General features: G+C 72.1%; 10 protein-coding genes. 4 read left to right on the plus strand and 6 right to left on the minus strand.

Annotation, left to right across the window (positions count from 1 at the left end; all coding sequences use genetic code 11):
* Positions 1–1,351 precede the first annotated feature (1,351 nt).
* Positions 1,352–1,837, plus strand: a complete 486-nt coding sequence (locus ACFRMQ_RS13560; protein WP_380730320.1) for a hypothetical protein — start codon at positions 1,352–1,354, stop codon at positions 1,835–1,837.
* Between the two features lie 585 nt (positions 1,838–2,422).
* Here ACFRMQ_RS13560 and ACFRMQ_RS13565 read toward each other — a convergent pair.
* The 3 genes from ACFRMQ_RS13565 to ACFRMQ_RS13575 all read right to left on the minus strand — a co-directional run bounded on the left by ACFRMQ_RS13565 (position 2,423) and on the right by ACFRMQ_RS13575 (position 4,937).
* Complete coding sequence (locus ACFRMQ_RS13565) at positions 2,423–2,560, minus strand: hypothetical protein (RefSeq protein ID WP_380730322.1); 138 nt, start codon at positions 2,558–2,560, stop codon at positions 2,423–2,425.
* 481 nt (positions 2,561–3,041) lie between these two features.
* Positions 3,042–3,584, minus strand: coding sequence for a hypothetical protein (locus ACFRMQ_RS13570; protein ID WP_380730324.1), 543 nt, complete (start codon positions 3,582–3,584; stop codon positions 3,042–3,044).
* A 102-nt stretch (positions 3,585–3,686) separates the two neighbouring features.
* Positions 3,687–4,937, minus strand: a complete 1,251-nt coding sequence (locus ACFRMQ_RS13575) for a helix-turn-helix domain-containing protein (RefSeq protein ID WP_380730326.1) — start codon at positions 4,935–4,937, stop codon at positions 3,687–3,689.
* A gap of 279 nt (positions 4,938–5,216) precedes the next feature.
* Between ACFRMQ_RS13575 and ACFRMQ_RS13580 the strand changes: the two genes are divergently transcribed.
* Genes ACFRMQ_RS13580 through ACFRMQ_RS13590 form a run of 3 tightly spaced genes read left to right on the plus strand, consistent with a single transcriptional unit; the run spans position 5,217 to position 12,534 of the window.
* Entirely contained in the window at positions 5,217–6,416 is a 1,200-nt protein-coding gene (locus ACFRMQ_RS13580; protein ID WP_380730328.1) for a hypothetical protein, read from the plus strand.
* Positions 6,413–9,781, plus strand: a complete 3,369-nt coding sequence (locus ACFRMQ_RS13585; protein WP_380730330.1) for a hypothetical protein — start codon at positions 6,413–6,415, stop codon at positions 9,779–9,781. The genes ACFRMQ_RS13580 and ACFRMQ_RS13585 overlap by 4 nt, the downstream gene beginning before the upstream one ends.
* A complete protein-coding gene (locus ACFRMQ_RS13590; protein ID WP_380730332.1) occupies positions 9,778–12,534 on the plus strand; it encodes an RNAseH domain-containing protein in 2,757 nt (918 codons plus the stop codon). Before ACFRMQ_RS13585 ends, ACFRMQ_RS13590 begins: the two co-directional genes overlap by 4 nt.
* Before the next feature lie 293 nt (positions 12,535–12,827).
* On the opposite strand, the gene ACFRMQ_RS13595 is transcribed toward ACFRMQ_RS13590, so the two are convergent.
* The 3 genes from ACFRMQ_RS13595 to ACFRMQ_RS13605 all read right to left on the minus strand — a co-directional run bounded on the left by ACFRMQ_RS13595 (position 12,828) and on the right by ACFRMQ_RS13605 (position 19,475).
* Positions 12,828–15,173, minus strand: a complete 2,346-nt coding sequence (locus tag ACFRMQ_RS13595; protein ID WP_380730334.1) for a Helicase associated domain protein — start codon at positions 15,171–15,173, stop codon at positions 12,828–12,830.
* A 115-nt stretch (positions 15,174–15,288) separates the two neighbouring features.
* Positions 15,289–18,312 carry an AAA family ATPase gene (locus tag ACFRMQ_RS13600; RefSeq protein WP_380730336.1) on the minus strand — a complete coding sequence of 1,008 codons (3,024 nt, stop codon included), beginning with the start codon at positions 18,310–18,312 and terminating at the stop codon, positions 15,289–15,291.
* Positions 18,312–19,475 (minus strand): exonuclease SbcCD subunit D, encoded by a 1,164-nt coding sequence (locus tag ACFRMQ_RS13605; protein ID WP_380357447.1) that lies wholly within the window; start codon positions 19,473–19,475, stop codon positions 18,312–18,314. Before ACFRMQ_RS13605 ends, ACFRMQ_RS13600 begins: the two co-directional genes overlap by 1 nt.
* Positions 19,476–19,813 lie beyond the last annotated feature (338 nt).

A 19,813-nucleotide genomic window follows, 5' to 3' on the forward strand; every position in this document is an offset into this window, starting at 1 on the left:
GTGGCCTCGGCTGCGCCTCGGCGGGTGGTGGGGGGTTGGGGGTATTCGCCGGTGGCGAATACTTGGGTTGGTGCGGGTGGGTTGGGGTTGGTGTTGGGCGTCGCTGCGCTCCGCCTTTCGGGCGGCTTTTCCCCGGGCCTTCGGCCCGTCAATCGGTCGACTTTCCGGTCTTGTTGTGCCGGTGTTTTCACGGCCCTACGGGCCGATTGTCTGGCAGGGTTTCCCGGGCTGCGCCCGGGGGCGGGCGTTGACGATGTGACGCGGAATTCGGGTAGTGGCCCATCCCTCCGGTCGGGCGGGGTGCCGGCCGGGGCCTGCGGCCCTCGGCGTTGACGATGTGACGCGGACTTCGGGTATCAGTCACAACCTCATCCCCGGGGCCCTCCCCCGGTCCCGGCCGGTGGCCGGTCCGCCGCCTGGTTGCTGGGCTGGCGGCCCATCCGGCGCCCCTGGGGCGGGGCCTGCGGCCCTCGGGAGCAACCTCCGGGCCACCAGTCCGGCTCGGCCTCCCCGGCCCCGGGTGTCGGGCCCTCACGGGCGCCCCGGACGGCCGTGGCTGACGGGCCCTCAACCGCAGACTCCCGGCCGGAATCCGAAGCGAATCCGGCGGCGTTTCCCCGACTTCCGTACAGCCCTATCCTACCGGTCCCCGAACGGGCCCGAGACGTGAACGGGCAACCGTCCATCACAGCTCTATCCGGCCGCGCTCCGGGCGAGAATTCAAATTTCTTTCCACTCTCTTTCAGGTGGCAATCGTAAAGCCTTGCGGGGCGCAGCGGACGGAAATCGAATTCAGGCACACCGGAAAGGGGCCTACGGCCCTCCGTGCCGACACGGCGACCGCCGTTCCAGACCGCCGAGGAAATCCCGCTCGACGTCAACGGAGCAATTCCCGGAGCAGCGACACCAAACCGAACACCGAGCCAGGACTACGGCCAGGGCGGGCCCCGAGACGGCCGAGCAACCCGGGGGCCGGGACGGCCAAGACGGCGGCCTGGACGGGCGGCCAGGGCCCCAGCAACGGGCAGCACAGCAGCGGCCGAGCCGGGCGCAGCAGGACGGCCTGGCGGCCGACCAGGACGGCAGCCAGGACCCAGCAGCCGGGCGCGGCACCGGGCGACGCGGGCGGGCCGCCGAAGCCGGCCAACCGGCCCAGCCCGGTGCAACACGAGGTGCAACACGCCCACCCACCCCCGCCACCGGCCACATAACACCAGCTCAGACCCTCAACACGGCCCCGTGTTGCACCCCACCGCAACACCGCGTTGCACCTCCCCACCCGCCACCCCGCCGCTGACCTGTGACAGCGAACCCGGACCGATTGCCATCGAAGGTGGACCGAACGCAGTGCGTGACAGCGAAGATGGACCACCGCAGGTCAGATGTGCAGCCGGTCAGGACTATCGTCGGCGCGTCGCCACCACACCAACCGGAGGACTCCATGAGCTGGGACCTGCTTCTGCTTCCCGCTCCCGCCGACGTCACCTCGGTCGACGAGATCCCGAACGACTTCATCTCCGATCACCTGGGATCACGCGAGCATGTAGCAGCAGCCCTGCGCGAGCGGATCCCCGGCATCGACCTCACCGATCCGGCCTGGGCACGCCTCGCTGGCCCGGCCTGGTCAGTCGGGGTGAACATCGGCTCCGACGACCCCGTCGAATCGATCATCCTTCACGTCAGGGGCACCGGCGACGAGGCCATGCATGCCGTGTTCCGGATCGCCGACGCGGTCGGCTGCCGGGTCCTCGACATCTCCGAGGGCGCCTTCCTTGCCTCGCACGACGCTGCCACGAGCTGGCACGCCTTCCAGGGCTACCGGGACCGCGTCATCTGACGCACTGACAACGTGCCCGTGGTGGTCCAACTTTGCTGTCACGAACTGCGTTCGATCCAACTCCAGTGGCACGTGGTCCAGGTTCGCTGTCACAGGTCAGCCGCCGAGCACCACCACCAGGACCAGGCCGCCGAGAAAGCCGGCCTTCCCGGGCGAACGGCCGCCGTCCCGGCCGTGCCCCCGCCGCCCCGGACAGCGCCTCGGACGGCGGCCAGGACCGCCAGCACCTGGCGGTCGTCGGCACCCACCGAGCAGCAGCCGCGGCCCGCACCCCGGCACCCTGTCGCACCCACCTGTCGCGCCCCCACCACACACACGGGAACAGCCGTATCCGCCCACGTCACACCACAGGACAACCCCCCGACGCGACAGGGGGACGCAACAGCACGCGCGACAACCCCCACCCACCACCAGGACAGCGCCGGGACAGCCTCCAGGGCGGCCTGACGGCCACCCAGCCGTCCAACCCGAACAGCAGCGCCCAGCAACCCGGGACGGCGGCACCCGGGCAGGGGCGCAGCGGCAGGCACGGGCCCCGGGACGGCGGCGCATTGAGGCCCGGACGGCCGGGTCAGCCTCGGGAGCTCACAGTGGCCAGTCGCTGGCCTCCCGGGCGATGTCACACCCCGCGGTGTGTCCCCAGTTCCGCCCGCACTCGTCGCAGCGCGGGAGCGGCCGGTCGTCGTCGGGGTCCAGGTACTCGTCCCACTCGTCCTCATCCATGCCACGGTCAACGACCAGGACCACGAGAGGTGCCCACCCGGCACCGAACGGCAGCCCCGGCGAGCCGGGCAGGGCGCAGCGAGGCGCGCACGGGGCCCGGCCTGGACAGGCGGCGACCGGAGCAGGGCGCAGCAGGCCCGGACGGCGCGGGGGCCCGGCAGCTCCACCCCGGACGAAACCGAACACCCACCCCGCCACCACCCCCGCCCCCGCAATTCTGACCCGAATTCAAACCACCACCGGAAACCAATCCGCCAAAACAACCCAACCGAATTACCGGCGGAATTCATCCTCATTCCACATCCAACAACACCCCACCGGCCCCGCCAGCGACCGACCCGACCCCCCGACCCCACCAACCACCACACACAGTCACCACACCAGCCCGGCCACCCACCCGACCGAACACCCCCAACAGGCACAACCAAAGGTCCAGACAACCCAGCAAAGAGGCCATTTTACGCCCACACCCACCAACAGGTCACACCCTGCGGCCCCTCGCTGGGTGGAGCTTTGCGTGCAGCACGCGGTCCTCCCACCACGGATCGTCTGGAGTGGAGACCAGCGCGGCCACCAGCTCGCGCTTGGACGGGACCGGCAGCATCAGCGGGCCCAAGTCCTTTGTGGCGCGGGCCCGTACGCACCCGGGGCACTCCAGCCGGTCCGGCCGGGCCTTCTCCCGCAGCTCCAGCTTCGAGCCCTCCTTCCCCCCGATCGAGCCCCGGCACGTCCAGCACGGGCGCAGCGCGGCGTTGGCTGTACAGGCGGCCTCCAGCTGTTCTTCGGCCTCCCGTTCCAGGCGCTCCTCGCGGTCCTGGCGGCAGGGCCAGCAGCGACCGCCGGGGCGGCGAGTCCACTCGACCTGTCCCTTGGGGCCGTACTCCCAGGTGCTCTCCTCCTCGGGAACGTCGCCGCAGTCGATGCAGACCAGGGAGTCCATCAGCTCCTGATGGACCTTGTGCTCCTCGTCCTCGCGGGCGGCCTGGCGCAGGTCGTAGGCGGCCCGGTTGTTCGGGTTCTCCAACGCCTCGACGAGGGAGTGCCGGCCCGAGCGGCCGAAGCGCCACCAACGGGTCCCCGGAGGAGCCCAGCCAGCAGCTGGTCGCCGAGGAGGTCGGGACGGGAGCTACAGAGTCTTGAGTGAGGCCACCGCGAACTGGTGGATAAGGTCGAGCGCGAGCTGGCGGACCATCCGCATCCGCGCCTCGTTCGAGGAGACCGCGTCGGTCAAGGGGATCTCGCCGGTCACTGGGGCAACCCGTTCAAGCACGATGCTGGCGGGGGCGGGTTCCGGTGTGCTCGTCATGTAGTGCTGGTGGGTAAGGGCGAGGCGTCTAGCGGAGATTTGCCCAGGTGGGGGGACGTTTATGGTCGCGCGGATCTGCAGAACTCCGTCGGCCTGGCGGCGGTGAGCATGCAGGGCCGCTACCGTCACCAGGTCCCGGATCGCGCCCTCCATTCGGCTCTGAGCCAGGTAGCGAATGCCTCCGACAGGAGGCGTGTGAGCCACGTTCAAGGCGCCGGCGAAGGCGCCGTCGTGGAAGAGCTCGAGATGCCCTTTGTCGCTCAAGCCGGCGTAGGGCGAGCTGCTGCTGACCACCGCACGTCGCAGACCGACCTTCGGTATTGCGGTGCCACCGTCGAAGGCTTGGCGCAGTTCGCCGTCGTCCTGGAGGAGTTGGATCGCGTCGAGCATGCTCGGCTCGGGAGCAGTCTGGTTGACAGCTTGTTCTGTGTCGGCGATCGAGGGCATTGAGCAGGCAGCGGTGACGGTGACCCAGATTTCGTGCTCCTTCCCCCGGAGGCGGTCGTCCAGTTCCTCCGCCAGCGCTGCCAGGTGCTCTTCTGCGGCGCGTCGGCGCCGGAACCGGCCCGCGTACGCGGCCTCCAGGTCGCTTTCCCCCAGCCAGTCGGTGTCGCTGTCGCGGCGCCGGGGCAGCCCCCACGACTCCTTCGATTGCGGAACCAGGTGGGGAGCCTCGGGGCTTCGTGGCACGTCGACCACGATGAGGTGCCGGCCCGGCAGCGCGGTCAGGGGCACGCTGTAGACACGCAGCGCCGGGATGAACGGCCGAACCATGCCGGCCTTCCCCCGCAGGCTCTGGACATGCGGCTTCGGGTTCTCGATGCCGACCAGTTCGTCCGCGTGGTCGGCGCCGTCCTCGCCGACACCGAAGACGATGAGGCCGCCAGCGGTGTTGGCCATCGCGGCCACGTCCTTGGCGAACTCCTTCGCGTCCTTGATCTCGTCAACATCCCGCTTCCAGTCCAGGTCCTCGCTCTCGACGACGTTCGCGGCCACGGCGGCGACGATCATCTCCTCGGTGACAGAGCCAGCCGGGACGCCCAGAGCGCGGTGCAGCGATGTGTAGGTCACCTCCAACACGCTAGCGGCCGACCCGGACACATCGCCCCGGCCCGTCGCGGGCCAGTCTCTTTCAGTGGCGGCCTGGGGTCAGGGTGGCCTCTACTGATCGGCGGTCGGCCCATGCTCTAGGACCGGCTGGCTGTACAGCCCCGCTACGGCTGGTAGCGGGAGATCAGCACGGTGCCGGGGTCGCTGGATCGGGGGAAGTGCCCCGAACTCCCGTGCCCTCCCACAGGGTGGAGGGGTTGATGTTGCGGCATGGGCTCGATGTGGTGCGGGGAGGACCGAGTGTCGGCGGTGGCCGGGACGGCGACGGCCGTTCAAGAACTCGACGAGGATCAGCGCGCGGCGCTCGATGCCTGCGTGGTCGCGGCACTGGCCTTGAGCAGCAGTGAGGGCCAGGCTCGGGGGCGGATGCGGCTGCTGATGGAGTGCTATGGCCGCTACGTGCGTTCATTCGGTGTCCTTGCGTCGGCGCCCTCGTACGAGGTGTTCACCGGGCGGCTACGCGGGACTCGGGTGGCCGACCTTCTGCCGGGACGGCCCCAGGGGTCGGTGCTCGGCGAGCTGTGGCTGCTCGATGGCGACGGCATGCCCAGCTCGGCGCTGCACCGGCTGGCGGTGGAAGCTGCCGAGCATGGCCACCAGGCCCCAGGGATCGGTGCCGACATCCGTCATCTGCTCAGCCTGCTGCGGGCGGTGGGAGTGATGCCGGCGAGTGCCGGGTTGTCGCGAATTTCCGGTGAGACCGTCCAGCACGCGGTCTTCCGCGCGCTGAGGGCCGCCGGCTTCGAGGCGTACACCCGGGGCCGGGAGGCGATGGTGCGCACGCCTGTCCTGACACGGCGTGAGTTGTCCCGGAACACCGTGCTGGTCGAGCTGGGCGCGTACGCCGGGATCTCCCCGACGCGGCAGTTCGGCGGCCTGTGGGCGGCGTGCCCGATGTGCAAGTGGACGATGCGGGCCACCTTTCGCCCTAACGGCGCGGTGGACCTCGAGTGCGAGGACGAGCGCCACAGCCTACTGGGTGGCCGGTACCGGGCCCAGCCGGCTGCGGAGAGCTGGCGCCTGTCCCCGCGCGGCGAACTGCGCACCGTGCCGGAGCTGGTGCCCGTTGAGGGCTACGTGGCGCTGCCCTATGCCCTGTGGCTGTGGGTGACGCTCCCGGGCCTGCTGGAGGTCGAGCTGCGTGACCGGCTGGTCGCCTCGGGCGCGCAGGTGCGGCTGTGGCCGTTCGGCGACGCCTACGACCTGCACGTCACCCGTCCTGGTCGGTCCCGGACGTGGCGCGTTGATGTCAAGACCTGGGCCGACCCGTACGGGCTGTCCCAGAAGCTGCGTGAGGACCCGGAGGGGCCCGGCGAGCTGTGCTTCGTGGTGCCTGAGCACCTGCGCGGGTACCTGCCGCTGCTGCGCCGGGCGGTGCGGGGCAGCGGCGCCCGTGTGCTGACCGACACCGATCTGGTGGCGGAGGTGGAGGGAGCGTGAGCAGGACCCTGGCCGCGGCTCTGGCCCTGGCCGAGCACCTGCTGCCCGTCCGGTTCCGCGACGGGCAGCAGGTGGTGCGCGTTGCGGACGCCCACGTCCTGCTGAGCGGGCACGCGCCGCGCGTCGTGGCGGACTGGGAGCGGTGGCCCGAGGCGGACAAGCAGCGCCTGGGCGCGCTGCTGGGCATCCGCCACCGGGGGGAGGCGCTGCTGCACCATGTCGAACGGGCCGTCCATGATGTCTTCCACACCCCGGACGTGGACGACCCGCTGCCCTCCCTCTACGCGCTCAGGTGCAGTGAGCGGGGGCGGGCGCTCGAAGTGCTGCCCGTTCACGGGCAGGATCCCGCGGACGTCGCCGACCGTTTGCTCGCGGCGACCGGGCGCCGGCGGGCTCTGCGGGTCGCCAGCGGGTCGGGCTGGTCGGCGCCGACCTCGCGTGGGCGGGTCCAGCTCGCCTTCCCGGACGAGCAGGGGGTGTACAGGCCGCCCCGGGTCGTGACCGCGCCGTCGGTGGACCTGGTGGTGGACGCCGACGAGCTCGGCTGGCAGAGCCGGGACACCGACCAGGACATGGAGGGCCCGGCCTTCCGCGAGAAGCAGATCGCGCTGCTGCTGCGCGGGACGATCGGGGGCGGACAGCGCCCCCTGGAGCCTGTCGTCCTGCCTCCGGGACGCATGCACCTGCTGAGCGCGCCTCCGGGCGTGGGCAAGAACGTCTTCGGCCGGGGGCTGGCGATCCAGCAGGCAGGCCTGGATCGCACCACCGTGCTGGTGGTCAGCGACAACGGCGACGTGTACGGCGAGGCCGCCACCTTGCAGCAGGAGCTGCGGGCGGCGGGCGTCAAGGCGACGGCCACGCCGTTCATCGCACCCAACAGCCGCTATGCCTTCGCGCTGCGCTCCGCCGCGAAACTGGAGGGCACCGCTGTGCCACTGGCGCAGGCGTCGGCGAGCATCGCCTTCCTCATCGACAACTCCGCCTACGGGTGCGCCGCGCAGGCGCAGCTCGAGGGCCGCGACGTCTTCGAGGGCGGCAGGGAGCCGTGCACGGTCACCGCGTCGGACGCTTTCGGCCAGCCGGAGCGGGCGCTGTGCCCGTACGTGTCGTCCTGCGGGAAGTTCTCCCACGTCGAGGCCGCGACGACGGCCAGGATCATCGTGACCACCCGCGCGTGCTTCCAGTCCGGGATGATCAAGGTTCCGGTAGAGGTCGACGGGGAAGTCCGCAACAGCATCAGCGTGCGGGAGTTCCTTCTGCGCCTGGCGTCCTACGTGGTCGTCGACGAGGTCGACGCCTACCAGTCGAAGGGGTTCGACGAGTGCGGCGTGCTGGAGCTCGCGTCCCGCTCCCGACCGAACACGGTGCTGCGGCAGATCCGGGACAGCCTGCACCAGGCGCCGCCGCGGCTGGCGGTGGCGGTGCGCCGGCCGCTGACCCGGGCGGTGTTCCTGGCCGAGCAGTTGCTCGACCTGGTGGCCGGCGAGGAGGTGTGCACCGAGGTCGCCCAGGCGCGGGCTCTGGCCCGCGGGCAGGACCCGCGCCGGGCCCGGCAGGTGGTGCAGGACCGCAAGCGCTGGTACCAGCCCCACCGGTGGGACCGGCACCTGCTGGAGAACCTGATCGGAGTGGATGCCGAGGCCGCGGCCACTGCGGAGCAGGCTGAGTGCCTGCAGGCCCTGCTCCCGCGCGTGGCCACGCGGCCGGGCGACCGGCCCTCCCGTGCCGTGCTGCCGGATCGACTGCTGCCCGTCCCGGACGTGCTGCAGCGGATGCTCACCATCGACGAGGGCGGCGAGTGGCAACTGGCCCCTCTCAAGGGCGAGTTGCGGGACATCGTCTCCGCCGCGCTGCCCGCCTACGCCACCACCGGGAGCGGAGGCGATGGGGCACCCGTCGAATCGGCGGTGCCGGCGCAGCGCGGGCCCGGCGGCCCGGGGCCGGTGGGGGTAGTCACGCACGCCGAGGCCACCGCGGGCGTCCTGCACGCGCTGATGATGAAGGCGTGGCTGACGGCCATCGTCCACACGATGTTCGACCTGACGGACCGGGCGGGCGAGCTCGCCGGGCACGGCATCGACGCGGCCTCCACGCTCGCCGACGCGATCGGCCACCAGGGCGCCGGCACCGTCGTCCCGTTCGGCCCGCTGGGCCGCCAGCTGGGCGGGTTCCGCTTCGAGGGGCTGGACGACCCGGGCGGACATGCGAGTTTGAAGATGGAGGTGCTGCGCGCCGACCCCCACACCGAGACACAGTTCCTCGGCAGCGTCGTCTCCCTCGCTCTGAGCGGCCGCCAGCGCACCGTGGTGGGCATGTCCGCCACCGGGTACATGCCGGGCGCGGCTCGCACCCACCTGCTCGCCCGCCCCGACTGGGCCATGCCCGACACCCTCCAAGGCGGCCTGAGCATCTTCAACAGCACTCCCGTCGCCGACGGGAAACTCCTGGCCGTCGGCAGCACGCCCTACCGCGAACGAGACCAGCGGGTCATCTCGCTGGCCGCCGGCTACGCGCCGGGCCTGGTCCGCGACCTGGCCCGGCTGACCGCGGATCCGCGTACCCGGCACCGCGCGCGGGCGCTGGTCACCGTCAACTCCTACCGGCAGGCCCGCCTGTTCGCCCAGGCCCTGTACGACACCGCGCTCGCCCTCGGACGGCGGCTGCGGATCTACGTCGCCGTCGCGGACACCCCCGACCCCTCCCTGCCGCCGGTGTGCGACGCGATCGGCCAGCTCACCCGCGACCGTTTCTCGGAACTGGCCGACCTCGACGGCGAAGTACTCATCTCGCCGCTGCCGCGCACCGAACGGGGCCTGAACGTACTGACCGTGTTCGAGGGCGTCGCCGTCTCCGCCATCACCCTGATCGCCATGGCTGTGCGGCCGGTCATGCCGGCCGACGAGGCACCGGTGCTGGCCGCCAGCGTCGCCGCCCGGGCCTGGCGCGACACCGCTCCCGGCGACGACCCCGCCGCCGCCCTGGCCCGGGCCCGCGCGGCGGCCGAGGCGCACCTGCGCCTCAACCTGAATGCGCCCAAGCGCTTCTCCGCCCTGCCCGACGAGCTGAAGCATGAACTCGTCGCCACCCTCCTGGGACAGAGCGTCCAGCTGGCCGGCCGCGGACGCCGCGGGCAGACCCACGTCGAGCTCCACTTCATCGACGGCGCCTTCCACGACCCGACCTGGGGATCCGACCTGCCCACCCTGGTGCGGGAACTGCTCGAGCAGTCCCCGCCAGGCGACCTCGCCCAGCTCGGCGCCTGCTACGGCCACACCATCGAGGAAATCGCCGAGTACGCCCACGCCCAGCACCTGCTCCCTGCGCTGCGCGCGGGCTTCCACTCCTACCTGGGAGAGTACGCATGAGCCGCCCGCTCGACAGCGTCGCCCGCAAGCAGGCCCGCCTGCTGCAGTTCCGCACCGCACCATCCGACCTGGGGCAGGTGATCGCCTACCGGCCCGCCGCCCCCGCCTTGGACCTGGCCGGTGAGCTTGCGCAGGAGTACAAGCGCAACGTCGGCTCCGGGCTGGAGGTGCAGCCGCCCTACCGGGCGCTGGAGTCCGTTCTGCGCGCGGCCGCGGGTACCTGGGCGCGCTGGCAGTGGAACGACGGCCACTACGAACTGCTGTGCGCGGCGCCGATCAGCGCCGAGGACCGGCGCGACGTGTTCAGCTACTGGGCCGAGGCCGTGGTCCCCGGACCTGACGGCCGGCGCATCGGCGAGCAGCTGGCCGAACTCCTCGCCCGGGCCGAGCCCCGCCCCGCCGTCCTGCCCGAGCCGCCCCGCGCCGGCAGGCGCTCACGCGGCTGGTGGCCGGGCGAGCTCGCCCGCTGGCGCCTGGCCGAGGAACTTGCTGCCCTCGAGTGGCCCCGCAACAACGGCACGCCCGTCCGCTTCTCCCTGTGCACCGACGGCCGCCTGGCCGCGATCGGCCACGAGCTGCCCGCCGAACCCGACCGCAAGGGCATCGTGCGCCACCTGCTGCCCCGGATCACCATCGGCACCGCCGCCAGCGGGCACTCTGGGCGCCACGCACTGACCGTCAACGCCGTCACCACCCTCCTCGCCACCTCCTGGAAGGGCGTCGCCACCGTCCTGCTGGCCAACCCCGACCAGCCGCTCGTCGTTGCCGCGGCCACCGACGGCCCGCCGTGGAAGCGCCGCCTGAACGTCCCCGCGGTCGCCGCCAGCCGCCGCCTGGCCGCCCTGCCCCGCTTGAGTAGGAACGTGCCGCCCTTCCCCGAACACCTCGCCGCCGGCGCCCTCGCCGATGCTGGCCCGGGGCCGGTGTGGGCCGTCGCCCCCGCCAGCGTCCGCACGCCCGGGCTGGGGCGCGGACACGGCATGGAGCTCTTTCGCCGCCTCGAGGAGGCCATCGACACCCGGTGTGAGAAGTACAGCCACCGCAGTCCCGTGTTCATCGAGGTCCCCGGCATCAAGGTGCCGCCCACCGAGAGCGGCTCGCGCGTCAGCGGACCCATCCCGCCGGAGCGGATCCCCGCGGCGCTGGACGCCGCTGGCGTGGGCGCCCTCCTCGTGCCCGTTCTGTGGAGCACCGACGAGGTCCGCGCCCGGGTGAAGGCCGTGATCGCCGCCCAGTGGGGCTGCGGTGAGGACTGGAAGGCCGTCGAAGGCGTCGCCGAACCCGCGGCCGGCGGACGTATCGAGGTCGTCTTCCTCCTCGACAAGGCTGGCGCGCTGGGCCACGGACCGCACACAAGCGCGGAGCGCGAGCGGGACCTGGCCCAGATGCTCGCTCCTTACACCCGCGAGGACACCCTCGTCGCGGCGATCTGCGAGACCGACTGGGACCCCGACCGCTGGTACCCGAGCGTCGAAGACCGAGAGAAGGCCGAGGCCGAGGACGGCAAGTGGCCCTCAAAGCAGGCCCTGGCGCGCCTCTCGGCGACCTCCCAGTACATCAAGCAGGCCCCGCCACCGATCCCCACCCACACCCGGGAGGGCAAGCCCTACAACGAGAAGTACCGGGCGAAGAAGGTCGCCTCGCGTCAGAACGGCCTGGACAGCTCGACCGCGAACGTGCTGCGCGAGATCCTCAGCGGCGTCGGCGCCACCGATCACCGCCTGGGCGCCGCGTTCGGGAAACTGCCGCTGGAGAACCGATGGCACATCGGCATCCACGTCCGCCGCCACGCCCAGCACCGCACGCCCGGCCGGCCCCGCAGCACCGAACCGGCACCGATCACCGCGACCCTCACCGCCATGCGCCCCACCGGCGGGAAGGACGACCCCTGGCAGATCTGGGCCTACAGCCCACAGGCCGGACAGTGGCTGTCCCACAGCCCGGCCGTCACCGCGCTGCACGCCGCCGACCTCGCCTGGGACGTCACCGGCTACCGCCCTGCCGCGGACGAGACCCTCCAAGCCCGCGCCGCCGCGGACATCGTCGAACAGGCCCTCATCGCCACCCGCACGCAACTGCCCGAAGCAGCCCCCGCGGTGCTCTATGTCGACGGCGACAGCGCCGAGTACATCTGGGCGGGCCTCACCGACGAAGCTCTGGGCCAGAACCCGCCCTCCAACCTGTCCCGCCCGGCGTCGTGGCTGCCCGGCCACAACCTCCCCCGCGCCCAACGCCCCCTGGCCACCGTCCGCGTCATTGGCGACCTGGAACGCATCGGCCGCCCCACCGGTGCCCACATGCGCACCAGCGACGGCACCTGGCGCGCCACCGACACCACCAACAGCCTCTTCCAGCTCACCACCGACGACGGCACCCTCACTTACCCCGACTTCCTGCTCGTCAACGTCCCCCGCGTCTGGGCCGCCGGCCCCGCCGGCCGCTTCGGGAAAGACGAGACACGCTTCGACAGCGGCAGCCAGAGCAAGAACGGCTACGCCCACACCGCCACCCGGTTCACCGTCATCACCCAGAGCACCGGCGCCGACTGCGACCTCATCGGCGCTGTCGCCGCCGTCCTAACCAACCAGGGCATCACCTCCGACGTCCGCCAAAGCACCCCCACGCCCCTCCACCTCGCCCGCAGGATGGACTCCACCCACCCCTACTACCGCCGCACCGCAGAGAGCCTCGAAGACGCCCCCGAAGCAGCCGACGACGGGAGCACCGCGCAGGAGGAGACGGCCAGCCTGTGACCTGGGGCGCGGTGGCACGGACGAGGAAACAGCTGGAAGAAGCGCGCGCCTATCTCGACGCCGCATGCGCGGACCAGCCGGAGGTCACCCGGCTGGGCCGCGCAGCGAAAGGGGTAGTGGGCCGGCCCAGAGCGGGTCAGGCTTGCCCGCCCGGCAGGTCGAGGCGCTGGGCCGCGGCCATCCGGAGCAAGAGGAGGAGGCGACGCCGCTGGGTGGTGGTCACTCGTCTCCTTCTGGGAAGCGGGCCGTCCCGGCCTGGGCGGCCCGGGACGGCGGGCGTTGGTCGGGGCGGGTCAGTCGGCGACGGTCTCGGCGTGCCGGGTGAGCGCGTCTAGGAGCGCGGTCTGGTGGTCGGTCAGCTTACCCTCGGTGCGGGCCTTGTCCTGCTTGCGCAGCCAGGCGCCGGGGCGGAAGGTCGGGTCCGCCTCGCCGCCGGTGCGATTCGCCGGGCCGGCCAGAGTGCCGCCAGCGGCGAGGTAGGCGAGCAGGCGCCGGTAGGAGCGGTTCCAGTCCGGCTCCAGGCGCCACAGCTCGTCCAGCCCGTCGAGCTTGGCGGCCTGGTCCTTGGTCAGGTTCTCGGCCTTGCGCTGGCGGCGCATCCACGCACCCACGGCGTGGTCATCCAGCTTCGCGGTCGCCGGGATCGCGAGGTGGCCGTGCCGGCGGTGGAACGCGGCGGCGTGCGCGGCGCCCCTCTCCCAGGCGTTGGCGTTCTTCGACCAGATCATGCCGAGCGCGTCCAGCTCGCTGACGCGGGCGGGGTCGAGCAGGCTCTGCCCGTTGAGGTGGCGCTGGCGGGTGAGCCAGGAGATCAGCTCGGCGTGCTTCGTCTTGTCGGTGGGGTCGAGGTGGCCGTGCTGGAGGTGGAAGACCGCCGCGACCGCGTGCATCCGCTGCCACTCGACCGCCCGCGGATTGAACGCCCGCAGCTTCACCGTCTGGAGGATGGCGTTCGCGTGGTGCTTGGCGTTGATCCGCAGCCACTCGATCGGCGACTCCGCAACGGCGGGCTGCTGCTCTCCCTCGCCGGTGCTGGCCCCGGGGCTCTCGCCCTCGGATGCCCTGGCCGTGGTGGTGTGCTCCTGGGAGCGGCTGGCGCGCAGCTCGGTGATCCGGCCCACCACCCGGGCGTCGTGGGCGGCCAGGGCCCGCAGGACCCGCCAGATGGTGCGGAACGACGATGCTTCGATCTCGGCGTCGGCCTCCGCCTTCACCGCCTCCCCGGCGTCGTGGACCTCGGCCGGGTCGGCGGCGGTGTCGTCGCCGACGGCGGGGCTGGGCAGGTAGACGGGGATGATGATCCAGGACACCTTGCCCTGCCGGTATGCCTGGCGCAGCGCGCGGCCGACGGCCTGGACGATATCGATGACGCTCGATTTCGGATCGCTGAAGACGACGGAGTCCACGCTTCTGACGTCGATGCCTTCGGACAGGAGTCGGGCGTTGGCGAGGATGCCGCACTCTTCGCCGTCGTCGCCAGTGTGGGCCTTGAACTCGGCGAAGGCCTTGCGGCGGACCGTGAGGCGGTCGGTTCCGGCGACCGCCTTCGCCCAGATCCGCTCGGGCCGGTCCGCGTCCTGCAGCAGTTCTGAGGTCTCCAGCAGGGTGTCGGCGAACTCGCGGGCGGCGCTGACCCGGGAGTGGAAGGTGATCACGCGGCGCAGGCCGAGGTCGGCGATGGCGCGCAGCACCGCGATCTGCAGGGCGAGGCGCAGCAGTTCCTCGTTGGAGCGCTGGCTGCGCAGGTCGGCGACGGCGGGCAGGTTGAGGAGCTCGCGCAGGTCCTCGTCGGTGACGACGGGCACCAGGACGCGGTAGTCGGCGAGGTAGCCGTGCTCGATGCCCTGTCCGAGCGTCCAGGTGAAGACGGTTTCGCCGTAGATTCGGCTGTCCGTCATGGAGCAGAGCGCGGGCAGCGCCTGGCCGTCGGCGGCGTCGGTGGCGGTGAGGTCGGCCAGGCCGTCCTTCGCCTTCCGGTCATCGGCGATCTTCGGCGTCGCCGTGAAGTACAGGCGGCGCTTCGCGGGCACCTTGTCGTCGGTGTGGACGGCCGCCCAGGCCTTCCCTTCGGAGCCGGCGGTCCTGTGCGCCTCGTCGATCACCACCAGGTCCCACATTGGCAGGCCGAAGTCGCGGTGAGCCGCCACGATCCGCTCAAGGCTGGCGTAGGTGGCGTACACGGTCGCCGGCTCGCCGGGCTTCGCGGCGGCGACCAGGTCCGCGATCCGCGGCGCCTGCGTCGACACCTCCGCACGCACCCGCCCGCCCGCCTCCGCGCTCTCCAGCGCCTCCTCGCGCGAGCACGCCGCCACCGCCAGCCCGCGGCGACCGCCCCGCAGCGACCACGCCTCGGCGGTCTGCTCCAACAGCTCGATCGTCGGCACCAGCACCAGCACCCGCCCCCGCGCCGCCAGACGCCGGGCGCAGCCGGCCGCGATGAGGGTCTTGCCGGAGCCGGTCGCGGCCACGACGGTGGCGCGGCCGCCGTCGCGAACCTCCTTCACCGCGGCCGCCACCGCGTCCTTCTGGAACCAGTGCAGCGGCAAGGGGTTGAGCGCCCCGGTCGGCTGCTGCGGGACCGGCTGCCCGGCGTCGGCGCGGAACGCGGCCGGCACATCGGCCTCGGTGGTGGTCTCCACGGCGGTGCTTCTCCTTCGCGGGCTGGGACGGCGGGCGGCCCGCTTGACGACGGGACGAGGCGTCGACCGCCCCGATCGGTGTGGGGGTCTCGCCTCGTCCTATCGTGTAGGAAGGTCAGAAGGCCGGGGCGGTGGCCATGGCCTTCACGGTCGAGCCGTCCTGGCTCTTGCGGACCTGCATCTGACTGGGGATGCGCCGTCGCAGGTCCGCGACGTGGCTGACCACCCCGACGGTGCGGCTGTAGGAGCGCAGTTCGTCGAGCACGTCGAGGACCTCGTCGAGGGTGTCGTCGTCGAGGCTGCCGAAGCCCTCGTCGATGAACAGGGTGTCGAGCCGGCTGCCGCCGGCCTCCTGGGCGACCACGTCCGCCAGGCCCAGGGCCAGCGCGAGCGAGGCGAAGAAGGACTCGCCGCCGGACAGGGTGGTGGTGTCGCGGGTCTGGCCCGTCCACTGGTCGAGGATCTCCAGGCCGAGGCCGGAACGGCCGCGTCCACTGGTGCGCGCGTCTGTGTGGGACAGCGCGTAGCGGTGGGAGGACATGCGTTCCAGACGGGTGTTGGCCGCCCGCGCCACCTCCTCCAGCCTGGCTGCCAGGACGTAGGCTTCCAGGTGCATGCGGTACTGGTTGTCGCCCGAGGTGCCTGCGGCCAGCTCCGCCAGGTGTTTGGCGACGTGGTGCTCCTCCAGCAGTGGGGCCAGGCGGGCGATGTGCCGGGTGAGGTCGTCGATGTGGCAGACCAGCGCCTCGCTGCGGGCGCGGCTGGCGCTCTCGGCGATCGCCGCCGCTTGCGCGCGGTCGGCGGCGGCCGTCAGCGCCGCCTCGGCGGCCTGCTCGTCGGCTGGTTCCGTGGCGGCGGCCTGTGTGAGGTCCGGGTCCTCGAGTGTCGCCGCGTGGGTGGCCTGGGCGGTCCGCCAGGCGTCCAGTTCGCTTTCCATCGCTGCCAGTTCGGCGCCGGGGATCATGGCCTGGCGGGCGGCCTCGGCGGTGGCGAATCCCGCGGCGGTGATCTCGGTCGAGGCGGCACGGTGCGCGCGGTCCAGGCTCACCGCGCTCGCCGCGACCTGTTGGATCGCCGCCCGCGCCACCGCGATCGCCCTGGCCTCGGCGATGAGTCCGGCGCTGCGGGCGGCGATCGTCGGGGACCCGGCCAGAGCGTCGGCCAGGCGCTGGGTCAGGATCTCCTGTTCGGTGTTCTGGGTCTCCTGGCGGCCCATGTAGTCGCCGATGCGGCGGCCCAGGGCGGTGAGTTCGGTTGTCCGGGTCGTGTGCGTCTCGTCGAAGGCGCGCAGTTCCTCGGTGGCGGGAACGGCGTCGGCGGCGGTGGCCAGGAGGTCCTTGTGGGTTTCCTGGGCGGCGAGGTGGCGCTGCTGCAGCTCTGCCGTGGCCTGCCCGTCGGCCAGTTCCTCGGCCGCACCGGCCTCGGCCGTGAGCCGCACCAGGTCCTGTTCGGCGTCCTTGCAGGCCTGGTCGGCCTGCTGATATGCCTGCTCCGCGCGGGCCTCGTCCGCTCGGCTCGGGTGATCGGCGGCAGCCGTCGCCGGCCGGGGATGGACGGGCGAACCGCAGACCAGACAGGGCTCCTGGGGACGCAGCCGGGCGGCGAGTTCGCCGGCCATGCCGTCGATGCGCCGGTCCCGGATCTCTCGCGCGTGCGCGGCGCTGCGCACGACGGCGTCCGTCAGCTCGTCGACGCCGGCCTGGGCCCGGGCCACCTCGGTGGCCAGTTCGTCGCGGCGGCGGGCCGCCGCGAGTTGCTGCTGGAGGGCGGGCAGGGTGGCGGCGAGACTGTCTGCCTGGAGCTGAGCCAGGTGGGCGCGCTCGATCCGCGCGGTGTGCTCGGCGCGGCGGGCGTCCGCTTGGCCGAGCCAGGCCGTGATCTCGTCGTGGTCGGTCTGGGCTTCGTCGAGTTCGGCTTCGAGCGTGGCGAGGGAGGCCGCCAGTTCGTCGAAGCGCCGTTCGTCGTGGCGCAGGGCGTCGAGGCGGCCCAGCTCGTTCTTCAACTGGTCCTCGGCGGCGGTGAGGTTCTCCTCAGTGTCCTCGCGCCGCGGTTCGGGCAGTCGCGTCCTGGCTTGGGCTTCTGCCTCGCGGGCCTGTTCGTGGTCACGGTCCGCGTCGTCGAGGGCCCGGACGAGGGGCCGGACCCGCTCGGCGCTGCGACCGCGTTCCAGGTCCGCCTGCAGGCTCTCGAAGTCCGGTGCCTGCGCCTGCAGGGCCGTGAGGGCCTGGGCGGTGGTGCGGTGGCGCAGCTGACGCTCCGCCAGGACGCGGACCTGTGCGGTGTGGCTCTCCTGGATCCGGTGGTGGGCTTGGGCGTCCCGCAGTGCGCCGGCGGCGGCCTGCTGGGCCTGGGCGGCGCCGTCGTGCACGGCCCGCGCCCAGGCGAGTGCGGCGGGGTGGGCGGCGTCGATGCTGTCCTGGGTGGGGGTTGGTTCCTCGACCGGGTCGGTGATCGCGGCGCCGGCGGTGTCCTGGATGCGGTCGATGTCGCGCAGGACGGCGCGGCGGGCGTCGTCGCAGTGTTGACCGCTCTCCTTGGCGTGGTCGGTGAGCCAGCGTTGGATGGTGCGGAAGCGGTGGGTGCCGAAGAGGCGGCCCAGGACGGTGGCGCGCTCCTCGGCCTTGGCGCGCAGGAACTTCGCGAAGTCGCCCTGTGGCAGCAGGACGACTTGGCAGAACTGCTCGCGGTTCATGCCCAGCAGGGCTTCGACCTCGCGGGCGACCTCCTGGTGGGCGGCGGTGACGGGCCTCCACAGGGGCCGGCCGAGGCTGTCGTCGCCGTCTTGTTCCTCCAGCCGGGCCTTGGCCTGGGAACGCGTGGTGCCGCTCCCGTCGCGTCGGGCGCGTTCCTGCTGAGGGGTTCGCACGATTCGCAGGCGCCGCCCCGCCATGCTGAACTCCAGCTCAACCTGGGTGGGTGTGGCGGGGTCGGCGTGGTGGCTGCGCAGCGCCGTCTGGTGCCGCTCCCCCGACACGTTGCCGTAGAGGGCGAAGCAGACGGCGTCGAAGACGGTGGACTTCCCCGCGCCGGTGGCGCCGTGCAGGAGGAACAGCCCTCCTTGGGAGAGGGTGTCGAAGTCGATGCTCTGCCGGGTACGGAAGGGGCCGAAGGCCTGCAGGACGAGGGTGTGCAGGCGCATCAGCGGGCTTCCTTCTCGGTGTCGTCGTGGCGGGCGAACTCGACTGCCCGGCGCAGCAGGTCGTGTTCGGCCGGGGTGGGAGCGAGGCCGCCCCGGACGTGGTCGACGAACCCGGCGGTGATCTCGAGCGGGGTGCGGTGCCGGGTGCGTTCGGTGTAGGTGGCGCTGTCGCGGGGGCCGCCGTCCTCGGGAAGGAAGGTGAGCTGGACCGTGTGGGGGAAGCGAGTGCGTAGGCGGTCCATTGCGTTGATGGGGCGCTGTGGGTCGGTCAGGACGACGTGCAGCCACGCGTCGTGCAGGTGGTCGTGCTGGTGGTCGTCGAGGAGGTCGTCGAGGTGCCCGGTGAGGGTGGCCAGGGGCCGGGGGCAAGGGCAGGGGACGGCCTCGGTGGTGAGGTTGGCGTCGGCGTCGAGGTCGACGAGCCAGGTGGTCTTGGCGTAGCCGGCCTCGGAGAAGGAGTAGGCGAGGGGGGAACCGCTGTAGCGGATGCGGTCGGTGACCTTCTGCGGGCGGTGGAGGTGGCCGAGGGCGACGTAGTCGATGCCCTCGAAGACGGCGGCGCCGACGGTGGGGATCCCGCCGGCGGTGATGTCGCGTTCGCTGTCGCTGGTGCGGCCCCCGGTGACGAAGGCGTGCGCGAGGACGACGGAGCGGGTGCCCGCCGGGCGGGCGGCGAGGTCGGCCCGCACCCGGTCCATCGCCGCGTCCAGGACGGCCTCGTGGGTGGGCTTGTCGGCTGCCATCTCCTCGCGGGTCAGGAACGGTTCGAGGTAGGGCAGACCATAGAACGCGACCGGTCCGTGCGCGTCGTGCAGCACAGCGGGTGTGTGGCAGGTGGCGGGGTCGGTGCGCAGGTGGATGCCGGCCCGTTCGATCAGGCGGGACGTGACGCCAAGGCGCTGGGGCGAGTCGTGGTTGCCGCTGATCATGACGACGGGGACCCGCAGGTCGGCCAGGCTGTTGAGCGCGTGGTCGAAGAGAGCGACGGCGTCCAGGGACGGGATGGCCCGGTCGTAGACGTCGCCGGCGACCAGGACCGCGTCCACCTCCCGTTCGCGCGCGACGGTCAGCAGGTGGTCGAGGAAGGCACGTTGGGCATCGATGAGGGACTCTCGGTAGAACGTGCGCCCGAGGTGCCAATCCGAGGTGTGGAGCAATCGCATGGTCGCTGACCGTAACCGTTCGGGTGTGGGGTGCGGGCCGGTTTCGGTGTTCTGGCCCGCATTGGTGATCTGTGGGAACCGTTGGATGTCAGATGCCGTACCGGCGGCGGCAAGGGAGTGAGCGGTGGGCCCGGGGGCGAGAGATTGTCAGTGCGGCGGGAAAGAATAAGGACAGAGAGGGGGAGAGATGACTTCCGAGCAAGGCTCTTTGCGTAGCGGTTTCCCTGCTCCGAACGGGTGCCGGTGGTGTGGCATCGACGAGCGGGTCCACGCACGGCAGTGGGTGGAGGAGGCGGGCTGGCACGCCTGGGCCTCCCCGACCAGTGAACAACGCAAGG

The organism is Kitasatospora sp. NPDC056783, assembly GCF_042789895.1.
Classification (GTDB): domain Bacteria; phylum Actinomycetota; class Actinomycetes; order Streptomycetales; family Streptomycetaceae; genus Kitasatospora.